General features: G+C 68.5%; 15 protein-coding genes. 9 read left to right on the top strand and 6 right to left on the bottom strand.

The features are described from left to right. The first annotated feature begins 19 nt into the window (after nucleotides 1–19). From HQ325_RS13150 to HQ325_RS13165, 4 genes are all read left to right on the top strand, one after another. A complete protein-coding gene (locus HQ325_RS13150) occupies nucleotides 20–1,291 on the top strand; it encodes a DUF445 domain-containing protein (RefSeq protein ID WP_222630220.1) in 1,272 nt (423 codons plus the stop codon). A 115-nt stretch (nucleotides 1,292–1,406) separates the two neighbouring features. Further along, a complete protein-coding gene (locus HQ325_RS13155; protein ID WP_222630222.1) occupies nucleotides 1,407–1,874 on the top strand; it encodes a helix-turn-helix domain-containing protein in 468 nt (155 codons plus the stop codon). Next, nucleotides 1,871–2,740 carry a heparin-binding hemagglutinin gene (locus HQ325_RS13160; RefSeq protein WP_222630224.1) on the top strand — a complete coding sequence of 290 codons (870 nt, stop codon included), beginning with the start codon at nucleotides 1,871–1,873 and terminating at the stop codon, nucleotides 2,738–2,740. Before HQ325_RS13155 ends, HQ325_RS13160 begins: the two co-directional genes overlap by 4 nt. Before the next feature lie 67 nt (nucleotides 2,741–2,807). Next, the gene (locus tag HQ325_RS13165) at nucleotides 2,808–3,101 is read left to right on the top strand and encodes a DUF2516 family protein (RefSeq protein ID WP_222630226.1); all 294 of its coding nucleotides are present in this window, start codon (nucleotides 2,808–2,810) and stop codon (nucleotides 3,099–3,101) included. A 7-nt stretch (nucleotides 3,102–3,108) separates the two neighbouring features. Here the strand turns inward: HQ325_RS13165 and HQ325_RS13170 are convergent, their stop codons facing one another. The 3 genes from HQ325_RS13170 to HQ325_RS13180 all read right to left on the bottom strand — a co-directional run bounded on the left by HQ325_RS13170 (nucleotide 3,109) and on the right by HQ325_RS13180 (nucleotide 5,125). After that, on the bottom strand, nucleotides 3,109–4,365 hold the full coding sequence (locus HQ325_RS13170) for an Nramp family divalent metal transporter (protein ID WP_222630230.1): 1,257 nt from the start codon (nucleotides 4,363–4,365) through the stop codon (nucleotides 3,109–3,111). Nucleotides 4,366–4,433: 68 nt separating this feature from the next. Beyond that, nucleotides 4,434–4,646, bottom strand: a complete 213-nt coding sequence (locus tag HQ325_RS13175; protein ID WP_222630233.1) for a helix-turn-helix transcriptional regulator — start codon at nucleotides 4,644–4,646, stop codon at nucleotides 4,434–4,436. Continuing rightward, complete coding sequence (locus HQ325_RS13180; protein ID WP_222630236.1) at nucleotides 4,646–5,125, bottom strand: DUF2975 domain-containing protein; 480 nt, start codon at nucleotides 5,123–5,125, stop codon at nucleotides 4,646–4,648. Before HQ325_RS13180 ends, HQ325_RS13175 begins: the two co-directional genes overlap by 1 nt. Before the next feature lie 76 nt (nucleotides 5,126–5,201). On the opposite strand from HQ325_RS13180, the gene HQ325_RS13185 reads away from it, so the two are divergent. Next, nucleotides 5,202–6,095, top strand: a complete 894-nt coding sequence (locus HQ325_RS13185; protein WP_308014468.1) for a MerR family transcriptional regulator — start codon at nucleotides 5,202–5,204, stop codon at nucleotides 6,093–6,095. 17 nt (nucleotides 6,096–6,112) lie between these two features. Then, the gene (locus HQ325_RS13190; RefSeq protein WP_261778185.1) at nucleotides 6,113–7,108 is read left to right on the top strand and encodes an alpha/beta fold hydrolase; all 996 of its coding nucleotides are present in this window, start codon (nucleotides 6,113–6,115) and stop codon (nucleotides 7,106–7,108) included. A gap of 10 nt (nucleotides 7,109–7,118) precedes the next feature. On the opposite strand, the gene purU is transcribed toward HQ325_RS13190, so the two are convergent. Then, on the bottom strand, nucleotides 7,119–8,009 hold the full coding sequence (gene purU, locus HQ325_RS13195; RefSeq protein WP_222630238.1) for a formyltetrahydrofolate deformylase: 891 nt from the start codon (nucleotides 8,007–8,009) through the stop codon (nucleotides 7,119–7,121). 114 nt (nucleotides 8,010–8,123) lie between these two features. On the opposite strand from purU, the gene deoC reads away from it, so the two are divergent. Then, complete coding sequence (deoC, locus tag HQ325_RS13200) at nucleotides 8,124–8,801, top strand: deoxyribose-phosphate aldolase (protein WP_222630241.1); 678 nt, start codon at nucleotides 8,124–8,126, stop codon at nucleotides 8,799–8,801. An 18-nt stretch (nucleotides 8,802–8,819) separates the two neighbouring features. On the opposite strand, the gene HQ325_RS13205 is transcribed toward deoC, so the two are convergent. Next, nucleotides 8,820–9,557 carry a DUF2993 domain-containing protein gene (locus HQ325_RS13205; protein ID WP_222630243.1) on the bottom strand — a complete coding sequence of 246 codons (738 nt, stop codon included), beginning with the start codon at nucleotides 9,555–9,557 and terminating at the stop codon, nucleotides 8,820–8,822. Nucleotides 9,558–9,669: 112 nt separating this feature from the next. On the opposite strand from HQ325_RS13205, the gene HQ325_RS13210 reads away from it, so the two are divergent. After that, nucleotides 9,670–10,245 carry a hypothetical protein gene (locus tag HQ325_RS13210; RefSeq protein WP_222630245.1) on the top strand — a complete coding sequence of 192 codons (576 nt, stop codon included), beginning with the start codon at nucleotides 9,670–9,672 and terminating at the stop codon, nucleotides 10,243–10,245. Between the two features lie 15 nt (nucleotides 10,246–10,260). Next, nucleotides 10,261–12,333: an aminodeoxychorismate synthase component I gene (gene pabB / locus HQ325_RS13215; RefSeq protein WP_222630246.1), complete on the top strand. Its 2,073-nt coding sequence runs from the start codon at nucleotides 10,261–10,263 to the stop codon at nucleotides 12,331–12,333. Here pabB and HQ325_RS13220 read toward each other — a convergent pair. After that, the gene (locus HQ325_RS13220; RefSeq protein WP_222630248.1) at nucleotides 12,292–13,083 is read right to left on the bottom strand and encodes a class I SAM-dependent methyltransferase; all 792 of its coding nucleotides are present in this window, start codon (nucleotides 13,081–13,083) and stop codon (nucleotides 12,292–12,294) included. The two genes, pabB and HQ325_RS13220, sit on opposite strands and share 42 nt — an antisense overlap. Nucleotides 13,084–13,136: the final 53 nt, after the last annotated feature.

Genomic DNA, 13,136 nt, shown 5'->3' on the forward strand with positions numbered 1-13,136 from the left:
CGCGCGCCGACCCTGCACAATGGAGTCGGTGCAGCTCATGACATTCGACGAGGACGTCAAACGACGCGACCTCCGCAAGATGAAGTTCGTCGCCACCGGCTTCCTGGTGTTCGCCTCCATCGTCTATCTCTTCTGCCGGTGGCAGGAATCCCGCGGCGCCGGCGGATGGGTCGGTTTCGTCCGGGCGGCGTCGGAGGCGGGCATGGTCGGCGCGCTCGCCGACTGGTTCGCCGTCACCGCCCTCTTCAAGCACCCCATGGGTCTGAAGATCCCGCACACCGCGATCATCAAGCGCAAGAAGGACCAGCTCGGTACCAGCCTCGGATCGTTCGTCGGTCAGAACTTCCTCGCCGTCGACGTCGTGTCGCAGAAGGTCGAGTCGGCACGCATCCCGCTGCGCCTCGGCACCTGGCTCGCCGAGCCGGACCACGCGGACCGTGTCGCGGAGGAGACGGCCACCGTGTTGCGCGGCTTCCTCGACGTGCTCGACGACGAGGACATCCAGCAGGTCATCGACAACACCATCGTCAAGCGTCTCGGTGATCCGCAGTGGGGCCCGCCGATCGGTCGCGTCCTGGGCTCGCTGCTCGAGGACAACCGGCAGAAGCCGCTGATAGACCTGCTCGCCGAGCGCGCACACGAATGGGCCCAGAACAGCCTCCCGACCATCGACCGCATCGTGTCGAGGGATTCCCCGTCCTGGTCGCCCAAGTTCGTCGATGTGCTTCTCGGAGAACGCATTCACCGTGAGCTGGTGGAGTTCACGTGGAAGGTCCGGTCGAATCCGCAGCACGAGTTGCGGCTCGCTGCCGACAAGTTCCTCACCGATTTCGCCGACGATCTGCAGAACGACCCCGACACGATCGCGAAGGCCGAGTCGATCAAGACGGAGATCATGGGTCGCGACGAGGTCACCGGCCTCGCGGCGGCGTCGTGGAAGGTGGCCAAGCGGCTCATCGTCGACTCCGTGGACGATCCGAAGAGCACCCTGCGCGCCAAGATCAGCGAGAACGTGCAGAAGTTCGGTCTGCGCCTGCGCGACGACGACGCGATGCGCGGCAAGGCGGACGGCTGGCTGATGGCCGGTGTGCGCTACATCGTCGAGAACTACACCGACGAGATCACCACCGTCATCACCGACACGGTCGCCCGATGGGACGCCGACGAGGCCAGCCGCAAGATCGAGCTGCAGGTGGGACGGGACCTGCAGTTCATCCGTATCAACGGCACGGTGGTGGGCTCGCTCGCGGGTCTGGCGATCTACTCCGTCTCGCACCTGCTGTTCGGCTGATCCAGGGTCGGCGCGGCGAACGGGGTGTGGGTGCTAGCACAGTGCTTGCAATTGCTAGCACCCTTCGTTATCGTCGATGGCGAGGCGCATTCGACATCAGTCAGGAGTGTTCGAGATGGCATCCGAGGAGAAGGAAGGCGACGACACCACGGTGGTGTCGGCAGCCGGAGATCTCGCAGCCCGCGTGGTCAGCACGGCGACGCAGGACATCGGGAGTTTCATTCGGGCACAGCGAGAGTCGGCCCAGGTGTCCCTGCGGCAACTTGCCCTCTCCGCCGGCGTCAGCAACCCCTATCTCAGTCAGATCGAGCGGGGACTGCGCAAGCCGTCGGCAGAGGTTCTGAGTCAGATCGCCAAGGGTCTTCGTGTGTCCTCGGAGGTCCTGTACGTGCACGCCGGTCTGCTCGAGGAACGGCCGCACAGTCCCATCATCGACGCGGTGCACGGTGACGACTCCATCACGGAGCGTCAGAAGCAGGTGCTACTCGAGATCTACTACTCGTTCCGCCGCGAGAACGAGACCGGCACCCCCACGCTGCGATCAGAGATCAACCACGAAACGACATCAGGAGATCACACATGACCGATCCGAAGTTCGACACCGTCAAGACCCCGCTGTTCGCCGCCGTCGGCGCCGGTGACGCCGTGGTCCAGGCCGTGGCCGACGTCGTCGCCCAGGTCCGCCACCGCGCCGAGAGCACGCAGGCCGACGTCAACGATCGCGTCGACACAGCCCGTGCCCGCCTCGCCGACCTGCAGGAAGACGTCACCGAGAGCGTCGAGACGCTTCGCGGACGCCTGAACGCACTGCCGCAGGAGTTGCCGGACGAGATCGCCGACCTCCGCGAGCGCTTCACCCCCGAGGAGCTCCGCAAGGTCGCCGAGGCCTACCTCAAGGTGGCGTCGGACCTCTACACCGCACTCGCCGAGCGCGGCGAGGAGACGGTCGAGCGCATCCGCAAGAACCCGGCGGTCGAGGACGGTCTCGAGCGCGCCAACGCCGTCGCCAACGATGCTGTCGACCTCACCGAGCAGACCCTCGGTACCGTCGCCTCGCAGACTCGCGCCGTCGGTGAGCGTGCCGCGGCACTCGCGGGCCGCGCATCCGATCGTGTGCAGGAGGGTGCCGACGAGGCCACCGACACGATCAAGGAGGGCGCCGAGGACGCCGTCGACAACGTCGACGAGGCTGCCGACGAGCTGAGCGAGAAGATCGACGAGCTCGGCCAGAAGGCCAAGACCGCAGGCCAGAAGGCGTCGGATCGCGCGTCCGGTGCCGCCGGCACGGTCGAGGGCAAGACGCGCAACAACGCGGGTTCGCCCATCAAGAAGGCTCCGGCCACGAAGTCGGCTCCCGCCAAGGCCACCCCGGCCAAGGCCTCGACTCCTGCCCCCGCCAAGAAGGCCACCCCGGCCAAGAAGGCTCCGGCCAAGAAGTCGACCAGCTAGTCGATCACGACAATTCCGACCCCCGCGCTGACGAAGCGCGGGGGTCGGTGTCGTTTAGGATGACCGCATGCCCATGGCGTACAGCGCGACCAGCGCGATCATGAACATTCTGCAGCTCATCGCTCTGGTGGGTGTGGCGTTCGCGCTCTTCCACGCCATCCGGCAGCGTCCCGACGCCTTCACCGCCGCGGACAAGCTGAACAAGCCGGGGTGGGTGGCCATCCTCGCGATCGCGCTGTTGATCCTGCTGGTCTTCCCGGTGGTCGGCTTCGTCGGCATCATCGCGGTGGTCGCCATCGGTGTGTACCTCGTCGACGTGCGGCCCAAGGTCGACGACATCCAGCGCGGACCGCGCTGGTAGCGCTTCGCTATCCCTGGCCGGTGACCGTGAGCCAGAGCAGCGCCGCGTTGAGCGCGACGATCAGGACGGTGGTGACGACGGCGAGAACCACGGTGGTCCGTGAGTTGATGCGGGTGCCCATCACCGCGCTGCTGGACGTCATGCGCACCAGCGGGATCAACGCGAACGGAATGCACAGGCTCAGCACCACCTGACTCAATACCAGTGCCAGCGTGGGATCGACGCCGATGCCGAGGACCACCAGTGCGGGGATCAACGTGACGATGCGGCGCACCTGGATCGGGATCCGCTTCTGCAGCAGTCCCTTCATGATCTCGGCGCCGGCGGCGCAGCCCACCGACGTCGACGCGAGCCCCGAGGCGAGCAGGCCGACGGCGAAGATCGCGGCGACGGCGGGTCCGAGATTGTTCTCGATCGCCGCGTGCGCACCGTCGATGGTGTCGGTGCCCTCCTCGCCGCGGAACGCCGAGGCAGCGAGCAGCAGCATGCCGATGTTGACGCTGCCGGCGATGATCAACGCGAACGTCACGTCCCACTTGGTCGCCCGCAACAGGCGGTCCAGCCTGCCGGAGTCCTTCTCGATGCCGTGGCGGTCGCGGGCGAGAGCGGAGTGCAGGTAGATGGCGTGCGGCATGACCGTCGCGCCCAGCATGCTGGCCGCGAGCAGAACCGATCCGGAGCCGTCGAACCCCGGTACGAGACCGCCGGCGACGCCGCCCGCGTCGATGTCGGTGAACAGCAGGCCGGTGAGGAAGCCGATCGTGATGATCGCGAGCATGCCGATGACGACGAACTCGAAGGTGCGCTGACCGCGCCGTGACTGGACGGCCAGGATCACCATCGACACGACGCCGGTGATGAGACCGCCGACGAAGAGCGGAACGCCGAACAGGAGATTGAGCGCGATGGCGCCGCCGATCACCTCGGCGAGGTCCGTCGCGATCGCCACGGCCTCGGCCTGCACCCAGAACGCCCGGCGGGGCCAGGGACGCATGCGGTCGCCGAGCATCTCCGGCAGTGATCGTCCGGAGACCAGGCCCAGCTTGGCCGAGAGGTACTGGATCAGCACTGCCATGGCATTGGCGGCCACGAGCACCCACACCAGGAGATAGCCGTAGCGCGCGCCGGCGGTGAGGTTGGCGGCGACGTTGCCGGGATCGACGTAGGCAATGGCGGCGACGAACGCGGGGCCGAGCAGCGTGAACAGCCGGACGGGAGTGACGCCCCCGGATGTGGGTAGACGGGTTCCGATGCGGTCGACCATGACGGAAGTGTAGGGCACCCGGTGCACTGATGTTCGCGTGGCCGTATCGATAAGTTAGGGCGCCCGCATCACAACGGGTCGTCCACCCATTCGAGCAGGTCGCCGGGTTGGCACTCCAGTACTCGGCACATGGTCTCCAGCGTGCTGAACCGCACCGCACGGGCCCGCCCGTTCTTGAGCACGGCGACATTCGCCGGAGTCAGCCCGACCCGCTCGGCGAACTCTCCGACGCTCATCTTGCGCTTGGCCAACTCCACGTCGATCCGGACGACGATCGGCATCAGATGACGCCCTCGAGGTCGGTATGCAGGTCGGTCGCCTTCCGCAGCAGCGCACGCATCACCGTCATGAGCAGTGCGGCGACGCCGACGATCATGCAGAGCAGGAACAGCAGGAGTACGGGGCCCGGATCGTCGGCGTTGAACCCGACCACGAGAAACACGACACCGAGCGACACACCGGCGGCCACGATCGCGCGGACGATGGCGTCGACCCATACGAATGCGGCGTCGGAGAAGATGCGATCCCGGCGGACGAGGGTGAGCAGTTTCCAGGTGGCGATGACGACGATCTGCACGCACACCACCCAGAAGATGGTGAGCGCGGTGAGGGGCCACCGGAGATAGGCGGAGTCGGGGTTCTCGCGGGCCATGTGCGCGAACTGTCCCGGCAGGGACATGACTTGGAACAGGACGAGGAGGGCGAACAGTCCGACGAGGAACACCCTGAGCGTCGCGACGACGCGTCTCTCCGTGATCATGCATCGAGTATCGACCACAATCTATCGAATATCAATAGCATCCTGAGTCGACGAGCTGCGGGGTTAAGGTCTGAGGGTGCCGGACACTCCCCTCGACGACGCTCGCGCGCGCGATCCCCGAGATCTCCGCCGGGCAGGTCTGACCGAGTACCGGATCGACGACCTTGCACGGGAAGCCGGCGTGAGCGTGCGCAACGTGCGCGTCTACCAGGATCGCGGCCTGCTGCCGCCGCCGCGCAAGGTGGGGCGGACGGGGTGGTACGACGAGTCCCACCTCGCCCGGCTGCAGATGATCTCGCGGATGCTCGACCGCGGCTACACCTTCGTCACCATCAGCGAACTCCTCACCGCGGCGCAGTACGGACTCCGCGTCGAGGACGTCCTGGGCACCGAGGATCCCGACGGCGCCGCCAACGTAGATCAGCCGGCGCGTCTGACCCGCGACGAGATCGACGCCATGTTCGACGGACGGATCAGCGATGACGACCTTGCGCGTGCCGAGGTGCTCGACGTCTTCTGCCGCGACGGGAACGGCTATCGCATCGAGAACCCGGCGCTGGTCCGCGCCGCCAAGGTGCTGTTCGACGCGGGACTCGCGCTGCCGGACATCCTGTCCCGCACCGAGCGGGTCCATCAGGATCTGACGAGCGTGTCCCAGCAGTTCGTGCGTCTGGTCGTCGACAGGTTCGTTCCCGGCGGCGCCGATCCGTTCACGCTCGACCCCAGCGAACTCTCGGCCATGGCGGACCTCATCACCACGCTGCGTCCGCTGGCGAGCCGCGCCGTGCAGGCTCTCTTCTCGGAAACCATGGACGCCGAGATCGTCCACGCCATGGAGAAAGCGCTCAGCGGCGACGCCGCCACGGCGGACAGCGGCGACGCCGCCACGGCGGACAGCGGCGACGCCGCCACGGCGGACAGCGGCGACAGTGACGACAACGGCGCGAGCAGCAGGACAGGAGACCGATGAACACTCGGGGTGCAGTGATGACCGCCGCTGTGGCGGCGGTCGCGGTGGCCGGCGCCGCCTCGATCCGGGCGACTCGACGGGCGTCACCGCCCTCGGCGCGGATGGCGGACACCGATGTACTGCTGGCGCGTCCGGAGCTCACCCCACGGGTGCGCACGGTCGTCGCCGAGGACGGTGCCGCGCTGCACGTGCGCGAGTACGGCGACCCGGACGCCGCCCCGATCGTCCTCAGTCACGGATGGACCTGCTCCGCCGACTTCTGGGCGCCGCAGATCAACGACCTCGCCGGACGGTACCGCGTCGTCGTGTACGACCAGCGCGGGCACGGGGCCAGCGAGGTGGGAACGCGGCCGCTGGGCGCAGACGTCCTGGGGGACGACCTCGCGGCGGTGCTCGACGCGACGGTCGACTCGGACACCAAGGCCGTCGTCGCCGGACACAGCATGGGCGGCATGTCCGTGATGAGTTGGGCGGCACAGTATCCCGCGCAGGTGCGCCACTACGTGAAGGCGATACTGCTGGCCAACACGGCCACCGACAGTCTGGTCCGCGAGACCACTGTCATCCCGTTGCCACCCGGTGTCGCGCAGGTGCCGGCGCGGATGGCGTCGAGCGTGCTCGGCTCGGCACTGCCCATTCCGTCGAGCCCGTTCTCCGCGCGTGCTCTGAAGTACGTGACGATGGGCGCCGAGTCCACTCCGGCGCAGGTGGCGTTCTGCGAACGCATCGTGCGCGAGTGCTCCCCTCGAACGCGGGGCATGTGGGGATCGGCGCTGTCCGCGTTGGACATTCACGATGCGCTGGAGAACATCGATGTCCCGACGTCGGTGATCGTCGGCACGCGCGACCGCCTGACGCCGCCGGTGCACGCCCGCAAGCTCGCCGATCAACTCTCCCGCGCCGGAGTGCTGGGCCGGTTCCTCGAACTCGACGGTGTCGGACACATGAGCTCGGTGGAATCGATCGCGGAGTTCGACGCCGAGCTGGTCCGGCTCGCGGAGCTGCCGGCATGAGCGACGACCGCTAGTCGAACACCACAGTCTTGCGGCCGTGCACCAGTACGCGGTCCTCGAGGTGCCAGCGCAGGCCGCGCGCGAGCACCATCTTCTCGATGTCTCGGCCCTGGCGGACCATGTCGGCGACCGCGTCGGCATGGTCGATGCGAATGACGTCCTGCTCGATGATGGGTCCGGCATCGAGTTCGGCGGTGACGAAGTGACACGTCGCGCCGATGAGCTTGACCCCGCGTGCGAACGCCTGGTGATAGGGGCGCGCGCCGACGAACGAGGGCAGGAAGCTGTGATGGATGTTGATCGCGCGCCCGGACCAGTGCTCGCACAACGATTCCGGCAGCACCTGCATGAAGCGCGCCAGCACCACCGCGTCGGGGGAGTAGCCGTCGACGAGGTCGCGGAGCGCGTCGAAGGACGGTCCGCGCTCGCTGGGATCCTTGGGGAACGGCACGTGATGGAACTGCACACCGTGTGCGCGCGTGACGGATTCGAGGTCCGGGTGATTGCCGATGACCGCCTCGATGGTCGCCGGCAGTTCACCTCCCGCGGCACGCCCGAGCAGATCGTGGAGGCAGTGTCCCTCCTTGCTCACCAGGAGTACGACCTTCTTTCGCTCCCCGGAATCGTGCAGCGACCACTCGGACTCCGGACCGATCTCCGCCGCGACGGCCGCGAAGCGCTCCCGCAGTTCGTCGACTCCGATGTCGATCGACGAGGCCGCGACGGCCTGACGGGTGAAGAACCAGCCACTGTCCGCGTCGGCGTGATAGGCGGCCTCGACGATCGAGCCCCCGAGATCGGCCAGGAAGGTCGAGATCCGCGCGACGATGCCCGTGCGGTCGGGGCAGCCCAGGGTGAGGACGTAGCGGCGAGAGTCGGAACGTGGAGATTCGGGCGGCATGGGCGCCATTGTCTCACTGACACCCGTCCCGCCTCCCCACCCCGACCGGCCTCCGGCCTGCCCGCCCCTGCATGCCCGAGCCCGGTGCGGGGTCCGTCTGGAAAGGTGGAGCGCATGACAACCCTCACGCGCACCGACGTCGCCCGCATGGTCGATCACACTCTGCTCAAGCCCGAGGCGACGGTCGCCGACGTCCGGGCGCTCGTCGCGGAGGCGAAGGATCTGGGTGTCCTCGCAGTCTGCGTGTCGCCGTCGATGCTTCCGGTGCGCGTCACGGGTGACCTCGTGATCGCCGCGGTGGCGGGGTTTCCGTCCGGAAAGCACCACTCGCTGATCAAGGGATCCGAGGCGCGTCTGGCGGTGCAGCACGGGGCGCGCGAGGTCGACATGGTGATCGACGTGGGCGCCGCGGTGGAGGGCGACTTCAACGCCGTCCTGGCGGACATCATCACCGTCCGGGAGGCGATGGGCGACAACGCCGTCCTGAAGGTGATCATCGAGTCGGCGGCGCTGCTCGCGTCGCCGGACGGTGAGCGCGCGGTGATCGAGTGCTGCCGGGCGGCGGAGCGGGGCGGGGCGAACTTCGTCAAGACGTCCACCGGGTTCCATCCCGCAGGCGGCGCATCGACGGAGGCCGTGAGTCTGATGGCCCGCGCCGTCGGCGGTCGCCTGGGCGTCAAGGCCTCGGGCGGCATCCGCGATGCGGACACCGCCCGAGCGATGATCGAGGCCGGCGCCACCCGGCTGGGCCTGTCCGGAACCCGCAGCGTGCTGGACGGCTTCGCCGACTGACCGGATCGCCTTCGCTTGCTAGCAGGTGACCTGCTGCTGACCGCCCTGTGCAGCGGGGATCGCGTACTGGCCGCCACTGAGGGTCATGTGGATTCCGGTGTCGGTCACCTCGAGAGCGTCCGGCGTCATGCCGAGCGGGTAGGCCTGCAGGCTGTCGGTCAGCACCGACACGACGCTGTCCGCGAGGTCGGTGGGGATGCCGATGCCGAGAATCGACGCGTCCGTGGTCCGGACCTCGATCGCGTCGCCCTGCACCACGGGCTCGACGGTGAGCTCCGCGAGTCCGCCGACGATCGCGAACTTCAGGGTTCCGGACGCGGGGTCGCTCGTCACACCGGACACCACGCCGCCGATGCCCTGTTCCTGCAGCGTCGCGAGGATGCCGCTGGTCGACCACGTGACGTCGGCGGAACTGCTGCCGATCTGTCCGGACGTGGTGTCCGTGGACGCGAGATCGACGTCGTTCACGGTCGCCTGGACCTGCATGTCTCGGGCGGGCCCGAACGTCGTGTCGTCGCTCGAGATGTCGACGGACGAGAACTTCTTGGTCGCGAGGGAGAACAGAACCGGCTGCAGGCCGAGGCCGACGTCGATCTGTGAGCCCAGTTCGCTCTCGAACTGGGTCGTGAGGCAGTTCTCGACGCGGTTCCGGGCGTAGAACTCGCCACCGACGAGTGCCGCGATCACGACGATGACCAGCACTCCGGCGATGAGAGGCACCCGGGAGCGTCGTCTGGGTGCGGTGTCGTGAGTCATGGAGAACAGTGTGGACGACATCTCTGAGGTTCCTCTGTGGACCGGCCGATCGGGTGCACGGCGGAAGTGCCATTTCTCTGTGACGCGTGACACAAACACGTACTCTTCGAGCATGGCGGGCGACGATGTGGCGGAACGTCTGGACGGCGTGGTGGCCGAACAGGACGGGTACTTCACCGCAGCTCACGCGCTCGATGCCGGGTATCTCCCGTCCGAGATCGAGGCGCGCGTCGCCGACGGATCGTGGACTCGGGTGGAGACCGATCTGCTGCGACTGTCGGACTGGCCGAGCCACGATCTCGAGGAGTACTCGAAGTGGTGCGTGTGGCTCGGCGCCACGGCCGTGATCTCGCACCAGAGCGCGGCCGAGCTGCACGGCATGGGCAGCCTGCATCCGCAGTTCGTCCACGTCCGTGTCAGCGGGACGGCGCGAGCGCACGATCAGCGTCTCGCGATCCACCGCGGGCGACTGGCGGGAGCCGACATCGAGCTCTCCGGGGCCTTCCGCATGACGACGCCGGTCCGTACCGTGCTCGACCTCGCGGCGGGCGGTATCTCGCAGTTCACCCTCGACGAGGTGGTCGCCGACGGTCTGGTGCTCGGGCGACTGGTCGTCGACGACCTGTTCGAGCAGGCGGTGGAGTGCGGTGACCGGGTGGCCGAGCGGGTGGAGACGGCCCTGCGCTGAGAGGATGTTCCTCTCATGCGCACGCTGCTGATCGACAACTACGACTCGTTCACCCACAACCTGGCCCAGTACCTGGAGCAGGTGTCCGGAACCGAGCCGATCATCGTGCACAACGACGTCCCGTGGTCGTCGCTGCCGCTGGACCGGGTGGACGCCGTCGTCGTCTCGCCGGGGCCGGGTCGCCCCGGTCGCCCGGCCGACATGGGCGTCAGCACGAGGGTGATCCGGGACGGTGGTCTGCCCCTGCTGGGGGTGTGTCTGGGGCACCAGGGCATCGCGGACTGCTTCGGTGGCGTCGTCGACCTTGCGCCCGAGCCGATGCACGGCCGGATGTCGGACGTGCTGCACGACGGCACCGATCTCTTCGCCGGCCTGCCGTCGCCCCTGCGTGTCGTGCGGTACCACTCCCTCACCGTCACGGCCCTGCCCGACGAGCTCGAGGCGACGGCGTGGACCGACGACGGAGTGATGATGGCGCTGCGTCATCGTTCACGGCCACTGTGGGGAGTGCAGTTCCATCCCGAGTCGATCGGCACGGAACGCGGACTGCAGGTGATCGCCAACTTCCTCGACCTCGCCCGCGACGCTCGCCCGAGCACCCACACCACCGTGCCGGCCGCGGCGCCGCGTTACCCGGTCGTGCACGACCCCCGCTACCGGGTACTCGTGCGGCGTCTCGATCTCCTTCCGGACCCCGAGGCGGTGGCGCGCCCGCTCCGCGGAGCGTCCGCGTTCTGGCTCGACTCGAGCGCCGAACTCGACGGCAGTGCCCGGTTCTCCTATCTCGGACCCGGCGACGGCCCCCTGGCGGAGGTGATGTCGTACGACGTCGCCACGTCGTGCGTGACGACGACGACCGCCGACGGCGCGAGCGAGGAGACTGTCACGTCGTTCCTCGACCACCTGGGGGACCTGATCACGGCGCGGACGATCGACGCCGCGCCCGCGGTGCCGTTCGACTTCCTCCTGGGATATGTCGGTCACCTCGGCTACGAGCTGAAGTCCGAGACCGGGGGAGCGGCGGCGCACGCATCGCCGACGGCCGATGCGTGGATGATGTTCGCGGACAGGCTCATCGCGCTCGATCACCGCGATCGGTGCACCTACCTGCTCACCCTCACACTCGTCGGCGGCGACGACACCGCGGCGCGCGGATGGCTGGACGAGACCGCCGCGGCCGTGACCGCGATGCCCCGCTCGGAGCGCGGTCGCCCCGCGGTCTCCGATACCCCGCTCGGTGCGCTGCCGTCGGTGATCGACACCAGGCACGACGACGACGCGTATCGTGCGGCGATCGCGGACTGCCTGGAGCAGATCACCACGGGGGAGAGTTACGAGATCTGTCTGACCAACGAGATGAGCGTGCCGTTCGACGGTGACGCGGCCGACCTCTACCTCGCGGTGCGGCGCGCCAGTCCTGCCCCGTACGCGGCATTCCTGCGCTTCCCCGGACTGGCGGTACTCAGCGCGTCACCGGAACGCTTCCTGCGGATCACGGCGTCGGGCGTCGTGGACTCCAAGCCCATCAAGGGAACTCGGGCTCGCGGGCGCACGCCGGCGGAGGACGCGGCGGCGCGCCTCGACCTGGCGACGAGCGAGAAGGACCGCGCCGAGAACATCATGATCGTCGATCTCGTCCGCAACGACCTGAACCAGGTGTGCGTGCCCGGGTCGGTGCACGTGCCGGTGCTCTTCGACGTGGAGAGCCATGCGCATGTGCACCAACTGGTCTCGACGGTCGAGGGTCGGATGCGGCCGGGGCTCTCGGCCGTCGACTGTGTGCGCGCGGCGTTCCCGGGCGGATCGATGACCGGCGCCCCGAAGCGTCGCACCATGGAGATCATCGACCGCCTCGAGGGCGGGCCGCGCGGCGTGTATTCCGGTGCGCTGGGCTGGTTCTCGCTCACCGGCGCGGCGGACCTGTCCATCGTCATCCGGACCGTGGCGCTCGCCGACGGCCGGGCGTCGGTGGGAACGGGCGGTGCGGTGGTGTCGCTGTCCGACCCGCAGGACGAGGTGGACGAGATGCACCTCAAGGCCGACGCGCTACTGCGTGTCCTCGGCGGGAGCGACGGCCGACCACGGTAGCGCGAGCACGTTGTCCCGCAGTCGTCGGCGCGGCACGGTGACCGGAATCCCCTGAGTCGCAAGCGCGGTCACCGCCGCACGCCACCGCACGCGGGGTCCGAACGGTGCCAGCGGCGCCGCCACGTCCCACGCCCGATCGGCTGCCCGCAGCACCTCGTGCACGCGTTCGCCCGCGACGTTGCGATGGATCAGGACCTTCGGCAGCCGCTCCGCGATGTCCGACGGACGCTCCACCGTGAACGGATCCCAGGCAATGGTCAGGCTGCGCGGTCCCGACGCGTCCACGGTGACCCACGTGGCCCGACGCCCCAGCTCGTCGCAGGTGCCGTCGACGAGCAGGCCGCCGTCCGCGAGAGCGGAGGTGATGCGTGCCCACGCACCCGGCACCGCGTCCTCGGGGTACTGCCGCAGCACGTTGAACGCGCGCACCAGATGCGGCCGCAGACCCGCGAGTTCGAACCCGCCGCGGCGGAAGGACACACCGTCCCGATCGGGGACGACGCGGGACGGCTCGATCTCCAGCCCGACGACGGCGACGTCCGCACGGACGGTGCGCAGTCGCGCGGCCAATTCCAGAGTGGTGACCGGACTCGCGCCGTAGCCCAGGTCGACGACCAGGGGATGCACCGCGTCGCGCAGCAACGCCCGGACGTCGGGATCGTGCACCAGCCGGCGATCACTGCGCCGCAACCGGTTGATGTTGGTCGTCCCGCGAGTGACCACACCCTCCGGACCGGTCCGGGAGCTCACAGTGCCCAGCAGTTCGTTCCGCTCATCCCGACCGGCCTCCGGCCTACCCGCCG

It is taken from the genome of Rhodococcus sp. BP-349, from assembly GCF_019835845.1.
Classification (GTDB): Bacteria; Actinomycetota; Actinomycetes; order Mycobacteriales; family Mycobacteriaceae; genus Rhodococcoides.

Coding starts and splice junctions, on each gene's coding strand:
- deoC (WP_222630241.1), top strand. CDS start 8,124: ATGACAACCCTCACGCGCACCGACGTCGCCCGCATGGTCGATCACACT.
- HQ325_RS13150 (WP_222630220.1), top strand. CDS start 20: ATGGAGTCGGTGCAGCTCATGACATTCGACGAGGACGTCAAACGACGC.
- HQ325_RS13170 (WP_222630230.1), bottom strand. CDS start 4,365: ATGGTCGACCGCATCGGAACCCGTCTACCCACATCCGGGGGCGTCACT.
- HQ325_RS13180 (WP_222630236.1), bottom strand. CDS start 5,125: ATGATCACGGAGAGACGCGTCGTCGCGACGCTCAGGGTGTTCCTCGTC.
- HQ325_RS13190 (WP_261778185.1), top strand. CDS start 6,113: ATGACCGCCGCTGTGGCGGCGGTCGCGGTGGCCGGCGCCGCCTCGATC.
- pabB (WP_222630246.1), top strand. CDS start 10,261: ATGCGCACGCTGCTGATCGACAACTACGACTCGTTCACCCACAACCTG.
- HQ325_RS13175 (WP_222630233.1), bottom strand. CDS start 4,646: ATGCCGATCGTCGTCCGGATCGACGTGGAGTTGGCCAAGCGCAAGATG.
- purU (WP_222630238.1), bottom strand. CDS start 8,009: ATGCCGCCCGAATCTCCACGTTCCGACTCTCGCCGCTACGTCCTCACC.
- HQ325_RS13205 (WP_222630243.1), bottom strand. CDS start 9,557: ATGACTCACGACACCGCACCCAGACGACGCTCCCGGGTGCCTCTCATC.
- HQ325_RS13160 (WP_222630224.1), top strand. CDS start 1,871: ATGACCGATCCGAAGTTCGACACCGTCAAGACCCCGCTGTTCGCCGCC.
- HQ325_RS13165 (WP_222630226.1), top strand. CDS start 2,808: ATGCCCATGGCGTACAGCGCGACCAGCGCGATCATGAACATTCTGCAG.
- HQ325_RS13210 (WP_222630245.1), top strand. CDS start 9,670: ATGGCGGGCGACGATGTGGCGGAACGTCTGGACGGCGTGGTGGCCGAA.
- HQ325_RS13155 (WP_222630222.1), top strand. CDS start 1,407: ATGGCATCCGAGGAGAAGGAAGGCGACGACACCACGGTGGTGTCGGCA.